This is a genomic window from Tabrizicola sp. TH137 (genome assembly GCF_002855575.1).
GTDB lineage: Bacteria > Pseudomonadota > Alphaproteobacteria > Rhodobacterales > Rhodobacteraceae > Paragemmobacter.
This window is the reverse complement of the sequence record NZ_PKRQ01000008.1, coordinates 44,056-60,149: the sequence shown is the minus strand read 5'-3', so window position 1 is coordinate 60,149 and position 16,094 is coordinate 44,056. Positions and strand designations below refer to the sequence as shown.

12 protein-coding genes are annotated in these 16,094 nt (G+C 67.4%); 7 read left to right on the top strand and 5 right to left on the bottom strand.

From position 1 onward, the window contains the following. Positions 1-284: 284 nt before the first annotated feature. The 4 genes from C0V75_RS19935 to C0V75_RS19920 are packed head-to-tail and all read right to left on the bottom strand — an operon-like array spanning position 285 to position 6,289. Positions 285-1,574 carry an FAD-binding oxidoreductase gene (locus tag C0V75_RS19935; RefSeq protein WP_101922745.1) on the bottom strand — a complete coding sequence of 430 codons (1,290 nt, stop codon included), beginning with the start codon at positions 1,572-1,574 and terminating at the stop codon, positions 285-287. Then, the gene (locus C0V75_RS19930; protein WP_101922744.1) at positions 1,564-3,066 is read right to left on the bottom strand and encodes an aldehyde dehydrogenase family protein; all 1,503 of its coding nucleotides are present in this window, start codon (positions 3,064-3,066) and stop codon (positions 1,564-1,566) included. Before C0V75_RS19930 ends, C0V75_RS19935 begins: the two co-directional genes overlap by 11 nt. Next, positions 3,063-4,103 (bottom strand): acyl carrier protein, encoded by a 1,041-nt coding sequence (locus C0V75_RS19925; protein ID WP_101922743.1) that lies wholly within the window; start codon positions 4,101-4,103, stop codon positions 3,063-3,065. The genes C0V75_RS19930 and C0V75_RS19925 overlap by 4 nt, the downstream gene beginning before the upstream one ends. Continuing rightward, positions 4,100-6,289, bottom strand: coding sequence for an alpha-ketoacid dehydrogenase subunit alpha/beta (locus C0V75_RS19920; protein ID WP_101922742.1), 2,190 nt, complete (start codon positions 6,287-6,289; stop codon positions 4,100-4,102). The genes C0V75_RS19925 and C0V75_RS19920 overlap by 4 nt, the downstream gene beginning before the upstream one ends. 105 nt (positions 6,290-6,394) lie before the next feature. Here C0V75_RS19920 and C0V75_RS19915 point away from each other — a divergent pair, with 105 nt between their 5' ends. Continuing rightward, positions 6,395-7,285: a LysR family transcriptional regulator gene (locus C0V75_RS19915; protein WP_101922741.1), complete on the top strand. Its 891-nt coding sequence runs from the start codon at positions 6,395-6,397 to the stop codon at positions 7,283-7,285. Here C0V75_RS19915 and C0V75_RS19910 read toward each other — a convergent pair. Continuing rightward, positions 7,270-7,914, bottom strand: coding sequence for a TetR/AcrR family transcriptional regulator (locus C0V75_RS19910; RefSeq protein ID WP_101922740.1), 645 nt, complete (start codon positions 7,912-7,914; stop codon positions 7,270-7,272). The two genes, C0V75_RS19915 and C0V75_RS19910, sit on opposite strands and share 16 nt — an antisense overlap. A 150-nt stretch (positions 7,915-8,064) precedes the next feature. Between C0V75_RS19910 and C0V75_RS19905 the strand changes: the two genes are divergently transcribed. Genes C0V75_RS19905 through C0V75_RS19880 form a run of 6 tightly spaced genes read left to right on the top strand, consistent with a single transcriptional unit; the run spans position 8,065 to position 16,064 of the window. Further along, positions 8,065-9,429, top strand: a complete 1,365-nt coding sequence (locus C0V75_RS19905) for an aspartate aminotransferase family protein (RefSeq protein ID WP_101922739.1) — start codon at positions 8,065-8,067, stop codon at positions 9,427-9,429. Beyond that, positions 9,422-11,035 (top strand): NAD(P)/FAD-dependent oxidoreductase, encoded by a 1,614-nt coding sequence (locus C0V75_RS19900; RefSeq protein ID WP_101922738.1) that lies wholly within the window; start codon positions 9,422-9,424, stop codon positions 11,033-11,035. Before C0V75_RS19905 ends, C0V75_RS19900 begins: the two co-directional genes overlap by 8 nt. After that, the gene (locus tag C0V75_RS19895; protein ID WP_101922737.1) at positions 11,022-12,533 is read left to right on the top strand and encodes an NAD(P)/FAD-dependent oxidoreductase; all 1,512 of its coding nucleotides are present in this window, start codon (positions 11,022-11,024) and stop codon (positions 12,531-12,533) included. Before C0V75_RS19900 ends, C0V75_RS19895 begins: the two co-directional genes overlap by 14 nt. Further along, positions 12,530-13,714 (top strand): aminomethyltransferase family protein, encoded by a 1,185-nt coding sequence (locus C0V75_RS19890; RefSeq protein WP_101922736.1) that lies wholly within the window; start codon positions 12,530-12,532, stop codon positions 13,712-13,714. The genes C0V75_RS19895 and C0V75_RS19890 overlap by 4 nt, the downstream gene beginning before the upstream one ends. Further along, positions 13,714-14,850 (top strand): aromatic ring-hydroxylating dioxygenase subunit alpha, encoded by a 1,137-nt coding sequence (locus C0V75_RS19885; protein ID WP_101922735.1) that lies wholly within the window; start codon positions 13,714-13,716, stop codon positions 14,848-14,850. The genes C0V75_RS19890 and C0V75_RS19885 overlap by 1 nt, the downstream gene beginning before the upstream one ends. Continuing rightward, positions 14,847-16,064: an SRPBCC family protein gene (locus C0V75_RS19880; protein ID WP_101922734.1), complete on the top strand. Its 1,218-nt coding sequence runs from the start codon at positions 14,847-14,849 to the stop codon at positions 16,062-16,064. Before C0V75_RS19885 ends, C0V75_RS19880 begins: the two co-directional genes overlap by 4 nt. The last annotated feature ends 30 nt before the right edge of the window (positions 16,065-16,094 follow it).

The following is a 16,094-nucleotide window of genomic DNA, read 5'->3' as shown; positions in this document are numbered from 1 at the left end:
TTGCCCCTGCCCTCTCGACAGGTTTGCCGACGGGTTCCTCCCGTGACGCAACAAGGGATGGTCACCTCCGTTGCGCTTCGCCATAGGCCATAGGTTTGGGCATGCCCGATCAGCCTTCGGATGAGGCGCACAAACCGAAGTTTATGAAATAACCCAATACATTCATATACTTGCAGAAAGCTCAGGGGCCTCGACCCCTGCGCGCTTTGCCGCCTGCCGGATTTTGCGCCTTGCGGCCAGGCACGCTCTCGATCCTCGGTTGATGCTCGGACAAGGGCGATCCGTCACCTTCCCCCCGTCGATCCTTGCCGCGCACCCGCCAGATGGGCGATACAGGCCCCGGCCTCCACGCCCGTTCCGCGCAGGGCGGCCGCCTTCTCCCGATGCATCGTCACCATGGGCAGCGGCAGCCCATCCGCCGCGCCGGTCAACAGCGCCCGCGCCGCCTCTGTCCCGAAGACGGTGCCCGGGCCGATCCCCCGCCCCGAATAGCCGAAACAGGCCAGCGCCGACGGGCCGAAGCCGAGGATCTTCGGAACATGGTCCGAGGTCATTGCAATGCGTCCGCTCCAGCAGTACCGGAAGGGCATACCGGCCAGATCGGGGAAAAGCGCGGCCATCTTCCGCGCGGCCCAGTCCTGATGGATGGCGCGCCCCGGCCCGCTGAAATCGCCGATCGCGCCAAGGATCAGCCGCCCGTCGGCATCCATGCGGAAGGACGACATCACCAGCGCCGTGTCCCAGCACCCTTCGCCCCCTGGCAGCAGCCTGGAACGCATCCGCTGCGGCAGGGGATCGGTCGCCACCTGCCCATAGCTGACGGTCACGAATTCCGGCCGCACCGCGGCAAGCGGCCCAAGGTGATAGGCATTCGTCGCCACCAGCACCGATCTTGCCCGCACCTCGCCCTCCGGCGTCGTCAGGCTCCATGCCTCTGCCAGCCGATCCAAGGCCCGCACCGGGGTCCCCTCATGCAGCGCCGCCCCCGCCCGGACCGCCGTCCGCGCCAGCCCCCGCACATAGCCAAGCGGCTGGATCGTCCCTGCGCGCGGATCGAACAACGCACCCTGATAGGCCGCCGTTCCGGTCCGCCGCTCCGTCTCCGCCGCATCCAGCAGCACCAGCGGCGCGCCTCGCCACCTACCTTGTGCCAGCCGCCCTTTCAGATCGCGCAACCCCGAAGGCGCATGGGCCAGATGCAGCGTGCCCGCCCGCCGCGCCTCGCAGTCGATCCCCTCCCGCGCGATAAGGTCGAAAACCCGGTCGGGGGCAGCCGCCAGCTCCGCCACCAGCCGCGCCCCTGCCTCCTCTCCCAGCCGTGCGATCACCTCGTCGGGCGGCAACCACAACCCGGCATTCACCAGCCCGACATTGCGCCCCGATCCGCCATGGCCAATCGTCTCTGCCTCCAGCAGGATGACAGAGGCACCCATCCGTGCCGCTTCCAATGCCGCTGCGCAGCCGGTGAAACCGCCCCCGATGACGGCCAGATCGACGACGACCCGCCCACGCAGGGGGGCCGCACCAATGGGCTCCCCGCCAGTCGCCCTCCACAGGATCGTCTCAGAGGTCAAAGCGCACGCCCTGCGCCAGAGGCAGGCGGTTGGAATAGTTCACCGTGCTTGTCTGCCGCCGCATATAGCCCTTCCAGGCATCCGATCCGCTCTCGCGCCCGCCCCCGGTTTCCTTCTCGCCTCCGAAGGCCCCGCCGATTTCGGCCCCCGAAGGCCCGATATTCACATTGGCGATCCCGCAATCGGAACCGGCCGCCGACAGGAAGGTTTCCGCCTCGCGCAGGTCCAGCGTGAAGATGCAGGAAGACAGCCCCTGCGGCACATCGTTCTGAATCGCGATGGCCTCTTCCAACCGGTCATAGCCCATCATGTAAAGGATCGGCGCAAAGGTCTCCTCTCGCACGCACTCCGTCTGTCCCGGCATCTCCACCAGTGCCGGTTCCACATAGGCCCCGCCCGCAGGCACGCCCTCCGTCACTGCCCGCCCGCCATGCACAATGCCACCCTCCGCTCGGGCGCGGTCCAGCTGCGCCAGCATCCGGTCGCGTGCGGCATGATCCACCAATGGGCCGATCAGCGTCCCCTCCTTGCGCGGATCGCCGATGGACAGGCTCGCATAGGCCCGTGTCAGCCGCTCCAGCAGCTTCTCCCGAACCGACCGATGCACGATCAGCCGCCGCAGCGACGTGCAGCGCTGCCCCGCCGTTCCCACCGCGCCAAAGACGATGGCCCGCACCGCCATGTCGAGATCGGCCGAAGGCGCGACGATCATTGCATTGTTGCCCCCCAGTTCCAGGATCGGCCGCCCCCAGCGCGCCATGACCTGCGGCCCCACGATCCCGCCCATCCGCGTGGACCCGGTCGCCGAAAGGATCGGCACCTCGCGCGATGCGACCAGCGCCGCTCCGATCTCCGGCCCGCCGATCACCAGCTGGCACAGCCCCTCCGGCGCATCCCCGAACCGCGCCAGCGCCCGCTCGAGGATCCGATGCGTGGCCAGCGCCGTCAGCGGCGTCTTTTCCGACGGCTTCCAGATCACCGGATTGCCGCATACCAACGCCAGCGCCGCGTTCCAGGACCACACCGCCACGGGGAAGTTGAAGGCGCTGATCACCCCAACCGGCCCCATCGGATGCCAGGTCTCCGCCATCCGGTGTCCCGGCCGCTCGCTCGCGATGGTCAGCCCGTAAAGCTGACGCGACAGCCCCGTGGCAAAGTCGCAGATGTCGATCATCTCCTGCACTTCGCCCAGACCCTCCGAGGTGATCTTCCCCACCTCCAGCGTCACCAGCGCGCCAAGTTCCGCCTTGGCCGCCCGCAACTCCTCGCCCAGAAGCCGGACCAGCTCCCCCCGCCGCGGCGCAGGCACTTCGCGCCAGGCACGAAAGGCCGCCTGCGCACGGGCGATCACCGCCGGCATCTCCGCCGGGTCCGTCTCGCGGATACGTCCCAGTTCCGCCCCGTCGATGGGGGACCGCACGACAAGGCTTCCCCCCGTCAGATCGGCCTGCGTCAGCCCGGCTGCGGCAAGCGTGGTGGCATGGCTGGTCATGTGTCGGCTCCTGTGGTCACGGTCCCGCGCTGTTCCGGCAGGCCCATCGAGATGAGAAGGGGGCGCGTCTCCTGACGCGCCTGGAAATCGGCCTTGGCCCGCATGCCGCGCCATCCCGAAAGGATCAGGGATTGCGCCACCGCACCCCCCAGCGCATTGCCCGGCCCGGCAAGGATGAAGAGGTCCGGCGCAAACTCGCGCGCCGCGCTGCGGATCGCCGCGGTGAAATCGTAAGGCTCCACCACCTGATGCCCCAGCGTATAGTCGTGGATGGCCCCCGGCGTGGCCGCCCCCGGCCACCAGACATGCCCGCGCCCGTCGATCATCGGCACCCGGTTCCGGCCGAAAAGGGTTTCGGGCAGCGCCGCCCGCCCCGCCGCCGCCACCGGCGTCTGAAGATCGCAGTGAAAGGCCGCATGATTGGCCAGCCGCATCGGGAACCGCCCGCCCACCGGCTCCACCGCCGCCTCGAAGGCGCGCAGTCCCTCGGTATTCCCGGCCACGACCAGCATCCCGCCAAGGTCGATGGACAGCGCCAGCCGATGCCCCGGCCGCCCGTCAATCTCAGCAATCAGCGCCAGCAGCGCCGCCTTGCGCGCCGGATCGGCCACCCAATCCTCGCCCATCCAGGGATAAAGGCTCTGCCCGCCGATCATCGCCTCCTGCATCAGGCGGCCCATCCCATTGGCGATGCGGAACCCGTCCTCCGGCGTCACCGCCCCGGCACAGGCCAGCGCCGTGTACCAGCCCATCGAATTGCCGGTGACCGCCACCACGTCGATTTCCGGCCAGATCGACAGGAAATCCCCAAGGCTCGCCGCATAGATCAAGGCACTCGCCTGATCCCCGCGCCCGTGCCGCGCCATCGAAAAACCCGCCGCCCCGTCCAGCGCCGAAACCGGCTCCTGCCCCGCCTCCGCCCGGATCGCATCGAACCGCGCCAGCAGACCCGTATCCGGGAAACACCGCCCCAGATAACCCAGCTCCGCCGCGTTATAGCTGCCGCGTCCGGGACAGATCACCACCGCCGTCGTCATGCCACCCGCCCCGTCAACCGCAGCGCCGCCGCGACGATCCCCTCCTTCGACGGCATCGTCGCCGCATAGGCAGGCCCGGTCGCAATGAAGCTGTCCTCTGCCGTGATCCGTGCGACCCGCGCCGCCGACACCTCCGCCAGATGCGCCATCACCGCTTCGGCCACACCGCCCGAATGCCGTGTCTCATCCACCACCAGAACATGCGCGCAGCCTTCCACCGCCGCCGTGATGCCCGCCTTCGGCAAGGGTGAAATCCAGCGCAGGTCCACGATCCGCGCCCCGATCCCCGCCGCCTCCAGCGCGGGCAAGGCCTGATTGGAGAAATACACACCATTCCCGAAGGTCACGATGGCAAGCTCCGTCCCCTCCCCCGTTACGCCCACCTCGCCAAAGGCGATGCGCCGCGACGGATCGGGATAGGTCCGCATCCAGCCGCCGTCCTTCTCCGCATGCAGGTCCCGCATCGGATAAAGCGCGATGGGCTCCAGAAACACCACGACCCGCTGCTCCTCGCGCGCCAGCCGCACGCATTCGCGCAGCATCATCGCCGCATCCGCCCCGTTCGACGGCACCGCAAGGATGACCCCCGGAATGTCGCGCAGCACGGCCAGCGAATTGTCATTGTGGAAATGCCCGCCAAAGCCCTTCTGATAGCCCAGCCCCGCGATCCGCAGCACCATCGGGTTGCTGAACTGCCCGTTGGAAAAGAAGGGCAGCGTCGCCGCCTCGCCCCGTATCTGATCCTCGGCATTGTGCAGATAGGCGAGGAACTGGATCTCCGGCAGCGGCACGAACCCGTTCTGCGCCATGCCAATGGCAAGGCCAAGGATCGACTGTTCATCCAGCAACGTGTCGATCACGCGATCCGCCCCAAACCGCGCCTGCAACTTCTGCGTCACGCCATAGACGCCGCCCTTCCTCCCCACATCCTCGCCCATCATGACGATCTCGGGATGCGCCAGCATCAGGTCCGTCAGCGCCCAGTTCACCAGCCGCGACAGGATCTGCGGCTCCTCCATGGCCTTCAGATCGGCCCCGAAAGCCGCCGCCCGCGCCTCGGGCGTCGGGCCGTTCGTCGGCCGGTTCTCCCGGCGCGGCGGGATCAGGCTCGCCATCACATCCGCCGCCGTCTTCAACCGGGGCCGCGTCACCGCCTCGCCTGCCACCCGCGCCACCCGCGCGCAGCTCTCCTCATACAGCGCAAGTGCTGCCTCCGGCGCCATCACCCCCGCCTGATCCAGCAGCCGCACTGCATGCAGCAGCGGGTCCTGCGCCTCCTCCGCCTCCACCATCTCGCGCGGCAGATAGGTCGTCGGCACATCCGCCCCGGCATGGCCGAACAGCCGGATCGTCCGCAGATGCAGGAAGGCGGGCTTCCGCCGCGCCCGCACCCAATCCGCCGCCTCGCGCGCCACGCGATAGGCGTCGAACAGGTCCAGCCCATCCGCCTTGAAATAGCGCAACCCCGGACGCCCGCCGAAGGTCGCCTCGATCCATCCCGCCGGCGTCCGCGTCGAAATCCCGATCCCGTTATCCTCGCAGACGAACATCAGCGGCAGAGGAACCGATTGATAGGCGGTCCATTGCGCCGCGTTAAAGGCGCCCTGCGCCGTGGAATGGTTCGCCGATGCATCGCCGAAGCTGCACATCACCACCGCATCCTCCGGCAGGATGGCATGTTCCGGCCGGTGCCGCCGTGCCGCCCCCACGGAATAGGCCGCCCCCACCGCCTTCGGCAGATGGCTCGCGATGGTCGATGTCTGCGGCGGTATCATCAACGCACGCGACCCCAGAACCTTGTGCCGCCCGCCCGAGATCGGGTCTTCGGACGAAGAGGCAAAGGACAGCAGGATATCCCATGTCGGGTTCTGTCCCGGCACCTGCCCCGCGCGGGCGATCTGGAAGGCCGCATCGCGGTAATGCAGGAAGGCCATGTCGTCGGGTCGCAGCGCCAGCGCCACCGCCGCCATCGCCTCATGCCCTGATGACCCGATAGTATAGAACCCCTGCCCCGCCCTCTGCATCGCCCGGCTCTGCCGGTCCAGCGCCCGCGTGAGGCAGGCCGCGCGATAGGCCGCCACTGCCTGTTCCGCCGTCATCGGCCCGCCCGGCGCCCGGCCCTCGGGGAAATCCCGCGCGGCCACCCGGCGCAGGAAATTCTCATGCACGATCTCGCAGCGATCCATCCAACCCATCCTTCAGGGCGCTTTCGCCCCGTCGCGCGCCATACTATCTGGAATGTTTCGCACATATGAGCGATGTTTTCTCCATATGGCTGGAGGAAACCGCACATGATCGCCCCGCGCCGCCTGCTTCCCTCGGTCAGTTCCCTCCTCGCTCTCGAGGCGGTAGAACGCCTCGGCTCCGCCACGGCGGCGGCCGAGGAACTGTCCCTGACCCATTCCGCCGTCAGCCGGCAGTTGAAGCATCTGGAAGAACAGATCGGCGTCACCCTCTTCCACCGCCAGGGCAAGGGGCTCGCTCTCACCCCTGCCGGGGCCGACTATGCCGCCTCCATCCGCGACTACCTTCAGGATCTCGCCCGCGCCTCGCTCAAGATCCGCGCGGCCGGCACGCGGCAAAGCCTCAACCTCGCCGTCCTGCCCGCCTTCGGCACCCACTGGCTGATGCCGCGCCTTCGCCGCTTCGCCGAGGATCACCCCGACATCACCGTGAACCTCTCCACCCGCCTCGCCCCCTTCGACTTCGCCCGCGAAAGCTTCGATGCCGCGCTCCATTTCGGCGCGCGCGACTGGCTCGGCGTGGATTACCTCGACCTCATGCAGGACCGCATCATCCCCGCCTGCGCCCCCTCCCTCTGCCCCGACGGCCCGCCCGCCCCCGAGGCGCTGCTGTCGCTCCCCCTCCTCCATCTCGAAAGCCGCCCCGGCGCCTGGGAAGACTGGTTCCGCCGCCAGGGTCTGGCGGCCGACCGGCTGCGCGGCATGCTCTTCGACCAGTTCGCCCATATGGCCGAGGCGGCCGCACTCGGCTTCGGCGTGGCGCTGCTCCCGTCCTTCCTCGCCGAGGTGGAATTCACCCGTGGCCGCCTCGTCCCGGCCGCGTCGGACTATCTCACGCTCGACGGGCGCTACGCCCTCGTCTGGCCGCAGATGCGCCCGGCCAGCCGCCCGCTGGCGCTGTTCCTGCGCTGGCTCAGGGCGGATCAGGTCAGGGGCTGAAACTGCCGGGGATACAAGGCCGACAGCCCCAGCCAGACCGTCGCCATCGCCTCTTCCGTCGCATAGGGCGCCGCCATCGTCATCAGGTCCAGCCAGACCCCTTCGATGGAAATGCGGATCAGCCGCGACACCCGTGCTGGATCGTGCGAATAGCCATGCCGAAGGTTCATCTCGGCACAGATGCCCTCCAGCACGCGATTGTAATGCTCGTCATTCGATCCGCAGCGCGCCTGATAGATCGGCCGGCTCTGGCTTTCCCCCCAGAAGGCGCACCAGGCCGCCAACCGGTCGCGCGTGCAGATCACCGGGTTGAAATCCGCCCGCACCAGCGCCTCAAGCTGCGCCTCGGGGCGATCCCCCGCCGCGGCCAGCGCCGCCTGCCAGTTCGCCCGATATTCCTCCGACAGGAAATCCAGCGTCTCGGACAGAAGGTTCTCCTTCGTGTCGAAATGGAACAGCACCAGCCCATGCGACAGGCCCGCCCGCTTCGCCACCGCCGTCAGCGTGGTGCGGGAATAGCCGAATTCCGCCATCGTGCTGATCGTCGCTTCGATCAGCTGCGCCCGGCGCGCATCCTTGCTCAGGGTGCGGGGCGGGCGCGGGTCGGTCTGAAGCGCAGGTCGTGTCACGGCTCACCTTTCGGAAACTGATGCCCATGTAGCGGCAAAGCCGCGCCAGACAAAGGCAGACTAGCGCGAAAACCTGCACGGGAAAAGAATTGATTGACAACCCAGTCAATCGAATGCCAGCCTTGGTCATCACAACTGCGCGAGTCCTGCATGACCCTCCCGCCCCATCGCACCCTCACGAAATCGAACGCCCAGTTCCAACGCGCCGTGAAGCGGCTGCCCTTGGGCGTTTCCTCCACCTTCCGCTACTGGGGCGAGGATCGCACGATCTATGTTGCGCGCGGCAAGGGCGGGCGGACATGGGATATCGACGACAATTGCTATGTCGATTACCGCCTCGGCTATGGCCCCGCGATCCTCGGCTATGCCGATGACCGCGTCGATGCCGCCGCCCGCAAGGGGATGGAGGTTGGCGGCGTCTTCGCCCTCTCGACCGAACGCGAACTCATCGTCGCCGACCGCATCGCCAAGATGGTCCCCGCCGCCGAACTCGTCCGCTTCTCCAATTCGGGGACCGAGGCGGTCATGGCCGCGCTGCGCCTTGCCCGCGCCCATACGGGACGGGAATCCTATCTGCTCGTGGAAGGCGGCTATCACGGCCTGTTCGATGCCGCGATGTGGCAGGCCGATGTCGAGGGCTGGCAGCAGGGCGGCAATGCCGACCCCGAAGTTGTGCCCTATGGCAAGGGCATCCCACCCACCGTCCGCAGCCTCGCCCACCTGACACCGATGAACGATCTGCAACGGCTGGAAGATGTGTTCCGCCGCCATGGCAACCAGTTCGCCGCCATGCTGATCGAACCGATCCAGGGCAATTGCTGCTCGATCATGGCCAGCGCCGAATATGTCCGCCTCGCCCGCGAACTCTGCACCCGCTACGGCGTCATGCTCATCATCGACGAGGTGAAATCGGGCTTCCGCGTCGGCAAGGGCGGCATCCAGGGCATCCTTGGCGTCACCCCCGACATCACCACCTTCGCCAAGGCCGTGGCGAACGGCTATCCAATCGCCGTCGTCGCCGGGCGGGAAGAGGTGATGCGCTCCTTCCGCTATGGCGGGGCAAGCCATGGCGGCACCTATACCGCCCATTCCGTCAGCCTTGCCGCCGCCGAGGAATGTCTGCGCATCCTGGACGAAACCCCGGCACTGGAAACCCTGGCCAACTATGGCGAACGCCTGAAGGCGGGCATCTCGGCCATCCTGAACGCGCGCGGGATCGTCCATTCCTTTTCCGGCCATCCCTCGATGTTCGGCCTCTTCTTCGCGCCCGAACCGCCCGACAACTATCGCGCCTGGAAGACGTCGGATTACAGCTTCTACGACCGCATGGCGTATTACCTGCACGATCTGGGCATCATCTGCGAACCCGACAGCCGCGAACCCTGGTTCATGTGCGAGGCCCATGGTCTTGATCCGACCTGCCTGACCGACACGCTGCGCGCCGTCGAAACCGCCGTGGACCTGACGCTGGAGGATCTGGAGTCTGAGGCGGCCAGGGAACCCGCCCATGTATGATGCCGTCGTTATCGGGGCAGGACATAATGGCCTTGTCGCGGCCTGCTATCTGGCGCGCGCCGGGCTGAAGACCGTCATCGTCGAAAAGAACGACTGGATCGGTGGCGCCGCAGTCAGCCGCGAACTCTATCCTGGGTTCACCTATTCCAACTGCTCCTATGTCAGCAGCCTCTTCCGGCCCGAGATCATGCGCGATCTGGACCTGTCGCGCCACGGCTTGCAAATCCTGCCCTATGAGGGCGGCGCGCTGATGACGCGCGACGGCGGCTATCTGGGCATGTTCCGCGACCATGAATCGAACCGCCGCGAAATCGCCCGCCATTCCCGCCGCGATGCCGAAGCCTATGACCGCTACGCCCGCGATATCCTGCGCAACTGCCGCCTGATCCGGCCCATGCTGATGCGCCGCCCGCCGGACCTCGCCAGTTTCCATCCCCGCGACCTATCCGAACTGCTCTGGCTCGGCCGCCAGATCACCGGGCAGTCCGAAGCCGCTCTCTGCGACATGCTGCGCTTCTGGACCATGTCGATCAGCGACTTCCTCGACGAATACTTCGAAAACCCCGCAGTAAAGGCCTATCAGGCCGTGGGCTCGATCATCGGCACCGCACTCGGCCCGATGTCGCCCGGCACCGCCTATGTCCTTCTCCATCACGCCATGGGCGACGTGGATGGGAATGTGGGCGCATGGGGCTACGCACGGGGTGGCATGGGGTCGATCACCCGCGCCCTGGCCGAAAGCTTCCGCGCTGCGGGGGGGGAAATCCGCGCAGGGATAGGCGTGCAGGAGGTGCGCATTTCCAATGGCCGCGCCACTGGTGTCGTGCTGGCCAATGGCGATGAAATCGCCGCCCGCCGCGTCCTGTCCAACATGGATGTTCGCCGCACCTTCCTTGGCCATGTTGACCGCAAGGAACTGCCGCCCGATTTCGTGAAACGGGTGGAACGGTTCAAGACCCGCGGTTCCTCCGGCAAGCTCAACATCGCGCTCGACGGCCTGCCGCGCTTCACCGCGCTCCCCGAGGGGGCGCCCAACATCAAGGGCGATCTGCATTTCACCGACACGATCGACCAGATGGAACGCGCCTATGACGACTGGAAGGCGGGCCGCTTCAGCCGCCACCCGTTCCAGGACGTGATGATCCCCACGATGATCGACCCGACGATGACCCCCCCGGGCAAGCATTTCATGTCCTGCTTCGTGCAATACGCCCCGCCCCAGATCGAAGGAAAGGCCTGGAGCGATGCCGACCGCGACGCCTTTGCCAAGACCTGCATCGACCAGATCGAGGCCCATGCCCCCGGCTTCCGCGACCTGATCCTGCATGTCGAGGTGCGCACCCCGCGCGAGCTGGAGGCAGAAGTGGGCCTGACCGAAGGCAACATCTTCCAGGGCGAACTGACCTTCGACCAGATGTTCTTCAACCGCCCCGTTCCGGGCTACGCCAACTACCGCTCGCCGGTGAAGGACCTCTGGATATGCGGCTCCTCCACCCATCCGGGCGGTGGCGTCATGGGCGCGCCGGGCCGCAACGCCGCCCGCGAAGTGCTGCGCGACCTGCGCCAACCCGTTTCCCACATGAGCGACGCCTATGCCATCGTTTGACACCATCGTCATCGGCGCAGGCCCCAACGGCCTTGCCGCTGCGCACCGGCTGGCCAAGGGCGGGGCCTCCGTCCTGGTGCTGGAGGCCGGGGCCGCACCGGGGGGCGGCGCGGCGGCACTGGCCCATCTGTCCTACAATCTCGACCCGCGGGTAGAGCAGGGGATGGACCTCGCCCGCCACGGCCTGACATGGGCAACCACAGCGCTGCCCACCACGGCGCTGGCCGCCGATGGCAACCATCTGCGGATGGACGGGGTTCTGGGCGCCCGCCTTTCGGGCAACATCGACCCCGCCGATGCCAAGGCATGGGCGGACCTCCGCGCCCGCCTTTTGCGCTTCGCCGCGATCCTCGCGCCGCTCAATACGATGACGCCGCCCCGCCCCGCCGCCGATGCGAAGAACCCGCTCCTGAAACTTGCCATGATCGGGCTGAAGGCGCGGATGATGGGCGCGGCAGAGTTCCGCGAACTGGGCCGCATCTTCCTGACCAATGTCTTCGACCTGCTGGATGACGAACTCCGCTCGCCCCTCCTGAAAGGCGCGCTCGCCTTCGACGCCACGCTCGGCTCCTGGCTCGGACCGCGCTCTCCCAATTCCGTCCTTCCCTGGCTCTACCGCCTGTCCGGCGCAACCCAAGGCCAGCAAGGCGCCCTCGGCCTGCCCGAAGGCGGCATGCCCGCCCTTGCCACCGCCATGGCCAAGGCGGCCGTCGCGGCGGGCGTCACGATCCGCTGCAATGCCCGCGTCGCCCGGATCGAGGTGACCGACGGCACCGCCACCGGCGTCACCCTGACGTCGGGCGAAGAGATCACCGCGAAACGCATCGTCTCGGCCCTGGCACCCAAGACAACGCTCACTGCCCTGATCGGCCCCCGCCATCTCGACAACGGCCTCTACACCCGTGCCCGCCACCAGAAGGCGCGCGGTGGCGCGGCGCGGCTGGACCTCACCCTATCGTCCCTGCCCGATTTCCGCGGGGCCGATCCGACACATCGCCTGCTGATCGCCCCGTCGGACCAGCATGTCGAACGCGCCTTCAACCCGGTGAAATACGGCGAGGTGCCGGAGGAACCGGTGATGGAACTCCTGATCCCCACCGCCCGCACCCCCGCGCCAGACGGCCAGCACCGCCTGTCGGCCATCGTGCAATACGCCCCCCATGCACCAGCCGACCGCGATGCCGCACGCGCCGCAATGCTGGCCGCCTGCCTGCTGCAACTGGAACGCCACGCCCCCGGCCTGACCGCGAGCGTGACCGAGACCCGCCTCCGCATGCCCTATGACATCGAAGCCGAAACCGGCCTTCCCGGCGGCAACTGGCATGCGGGCGAACTCAGCGTGGAACAGATGCTCTTCCTCCGCCCCCTCCCCGGCATCGCCCAGTATCGCACACCGATCACCGGCCTCTGGCTCGCCTCTGCGGGATGCCATCCCGGCGGCGGCGTCTCGGGCACCCCCGGCTGGAACGCGGCCCTTGCGATGGAGGCCGAGAGATGAACGACCTGCGCCACTACGAAACGCCCCTGCTGCCCACGCCCTTCGACGCGCGCACCGCGGCCGCCTGCAAGACCCACGCCTGGGCAAACTGGGGCGGCTATCGCACCGTCACGACGTTCGAAGACCTTGCGATGGAACATTCCGCCATCCGCAACAGCGCTTCGGTCTATGACCTCTGCCCGATGATCAAATACCGGATCGAAGGGCCCGATGCGGTGGCCTTCCTCGACCGTCTCACCCCGCGCAACGTGGCCAAACTCCGCACCGGATCGGTGCATTACACCATCTGGTGCGATGATGCCGGGCACCTTCTGGATGACGGCACCCTCTTCCGCCTGACCGACACGCGCTTCCGCCTCTGCTGCCAGGAACGTCACCTGCCCTGGCTTCTCGACAGCGCCCACGGCTTCGACGTCACCGTAACGGAAGAGACGGAAGATATCGCCGCCCTCTCCCTGCAAGGCCCGACCTCCGCCGAAATCCTGCGCCGCGCGGGCATCGACATCGACGCCCTGAAACCCTTCCGCATGATGGACGTGCCCTTCGCCACCGGTCGCCTGATGATCTCGCGCACCGGTTTCACCGGCGATCTGGGCTACGAACTCTGGACGACGCCTGACCTCGCCCTCCCGCTCTGGGATCGGCTGATGGAGGCGGGCCATCTCCACGGCCTGCGCCCCATCGGTTCCGACGCGCTCAATATCGCGCGGCTGGAGGCGGGCTTCATCATCACCGGCTACGACTTCACCCCCGCCCATGTCTGCCTGCGCGAAGACCGCCTCCGCACCCCGCTCGACATGGGCCTCGGCTGGCTGATCGACTGGGAGAAGGGCCATTTCACCGGGCGCAACGCCCTGCTGAAGCAGCGCGCGAAGGGCCCCGAATGGGCCTTCGTGGGGCTGGAGATTGACGGCAACATCCCCGCCGATGGCGCAATCCTCTACCGCGCGCAAAAGCACGAGGCCGGCGTGGTGACGGGGGCCTGCTGGTCGCCCACCCTGAAACGCAACATCGCGCTGGCGCAACTTCGCGCCGATCTGGTGAAAAGCCCCGATCTCTGGGCGGAAATCTATGCGCTCCGCGAGCTGCATTATGCCAAGATGATGATGCGCGCCCGGGTGGTGGACCGTCCCTTCTACACCCCCGCCCGCCGCACGCTGACCCCAGCGGCGAGGTTCTGATGGGACAGGAAGACCGCCACCCGCTTTCCCCCCGCCTTGGGCACTGCCCCGAAGGCCTGCCCCGCTCGGCCTATCTGGACGCCGATTGGCAGGCGCGCGAGATGGCCACGATCTTCGCCCGGCACTGGATCATGGTCGGGCGGCTGGCCGACTTCACCCCCGGCACGATGCGGCGCGTCACCGTAGGAACCGCCCCGGTGATCGTGGCGCGAACAACGGTAGGCGCCCTCTCCGCCTATCACAATTCCTGCCCCCATCGCGGCTCCGAACTCTGCCGCACCGAGGTGGAAGAGATCGGCCGCCTCATCCGCTGCCCCTATCACGCCTTCGCCTATGCGGCCGAGGATGGCCGCCTCGTCGCCACCGGCCATGCCCGCCCGACACAGGATTTCGACCGCGCCGCCCACGGCCTGCGCCCCGTCGCGCACAAGGTCTGGAACGGCTTCCTCTTCCTGTCGCTGGCCAAGGATCCCCCGCCCCTTCATGCCGATGTCCCGCTCTCCACGCTGGACAACTGGCCGATGGCAGACCTCGTCACCGGCCATCGCTGGCAGGCAGAGCTTGCCTGCAACTGGAAGACCTTCTGGGAAAATTACTCCGAATGCCTGCACTGCCCCGGCATCCATCCCGAACTCTGCGACATGGTCCCCGTTTACGGGCGCGGCATCATGGGCGCGACCGAGGCGCATGACTGGCAGCCCGGCCAGCCCGCCCAGCCCAATCTCCGCCCAGGCGCGGCAAGCTGGACGCCTGACGGCGCCCTCTGCGCCCCCCCCTTCCCCGACCTGACAGACCAGGAACGCGCGGCGGGCTATACCTTCGTCACGCTCTGGCCCACGGCCTATGTCGTGGCCCATGCCGATTACGTCCGTTCCGTCCGCATCGAACCGCTCGGCCCGGAACGCACCCGCCTCACCGCCGAATGGCACTTCGCGCCCGAGACGCTGCCAGCCCTCGACCCCGCCGCCGTCGCGGCCTTCGCCATCACCGTGCTGGAACAGGACGGCACGGCGGCCGAGATGAACCAGCGCGGCATCCGTTCCCCCGCCTTCACCGCTGCGCGGCTGATGCCCGAGGAATACGAGATTCACAATTTCCACCGCTGGATTCTGTCCGAAATGGAGGATCGCCCATGACCGATCTGCCCTATGCCACCCTGCCCGTCCCGAATGACTGGGATCGTCGCGGCCTGCCCGCCTGGGCCTATCACTCGCAGGCCCTGTTCGATCTCGAACGTGACCATGTCTTCCTGACCCACTGGCAACTCGTCGGCCATGAATGCGACATCCCCGATGCGGGCGACTGGCTGTCCTTCGATCTGCTGGGCGAACGCGCCGTCGTCATGCGCGGCGCGGATGGCGTCGTTCGCGCCTTCCACAACCTCTGCCGCCATCGCGGCGCGCGGGTGGTGGACGGGGCCGAAGGCACCTGCAAGGGCTCCATCGTCTGCCCCTTCCACGGCTGGGTCTACAACCTCGACGGCACCCTGCGCGGCGCCGCCCGCCCCTCCACCTTCGGCGAGATGAAGCGCGAGGATTTCGGCCTCAAGCCCATCGAGCTGTCCATCGCCCACGGCTTTCTTTTCATCCGCTTCAAGCCGGGCCCGCAGCCGCCCATGGCGGACCTTCTGGCCCCCTTCGCCGCCGATTTCGCCGCCTATCGGATGACCGAGCTTCTGCCCGTGCAGACCCCCGACTGGTCCACCGAACTGCCCGTGAACTGGAAATCCGTCCGCGATGTGGACAATGAAGGCTATCACGTCGCCCTCGCCCATCCCGCGCTTCAGGAACTCTACGGCCGCACCTATCGGGATCACCAACTGGAAAACGGCCTCTCCATGTCCATCGGATGGTATGGCGATGCGCCGGGGCGGGGCTGGTCGGTCCGGGAATATGTAAAGCACTCGCCCGACCGCCCGGACCTGCCGCCCCATCTGCAAAAGGCCTGGACCTATTACGGCATCTTCCCCAGCACCGTCTTTGCGATGACGCCGGAAGGGGTGCAGTTCTACCAGGACATTCCTCTTTCCGTCGGCAACACCCGCCTCACGGGCCGCACCTATCGCTGGGCCAACGAAAGCCGCGAAACCCGACTTGCGCGCTACCTTGCCATGCGGATCGACCGCGCCACTTCGGCCGAAGATCAGCAGTTGTCGATCTGGTCCAACGAGTCGATGAAGTCGCAATCCTTCGAAGGCTTCCATCTCTCCGATCTGGAATATGGCCTGCGTCGCCACCATGACGGCCTACGCGCGCTCCTGCCGGTGCTCTCGCTGGCCGATCCCCCGGACGAGGCGCAAATCCCGGCCCTGAACGCACAAATGGCTTGCCGGAATCACCCCCCGGCGTAAGCTGAACCCCAATGATACAAATGAACAACA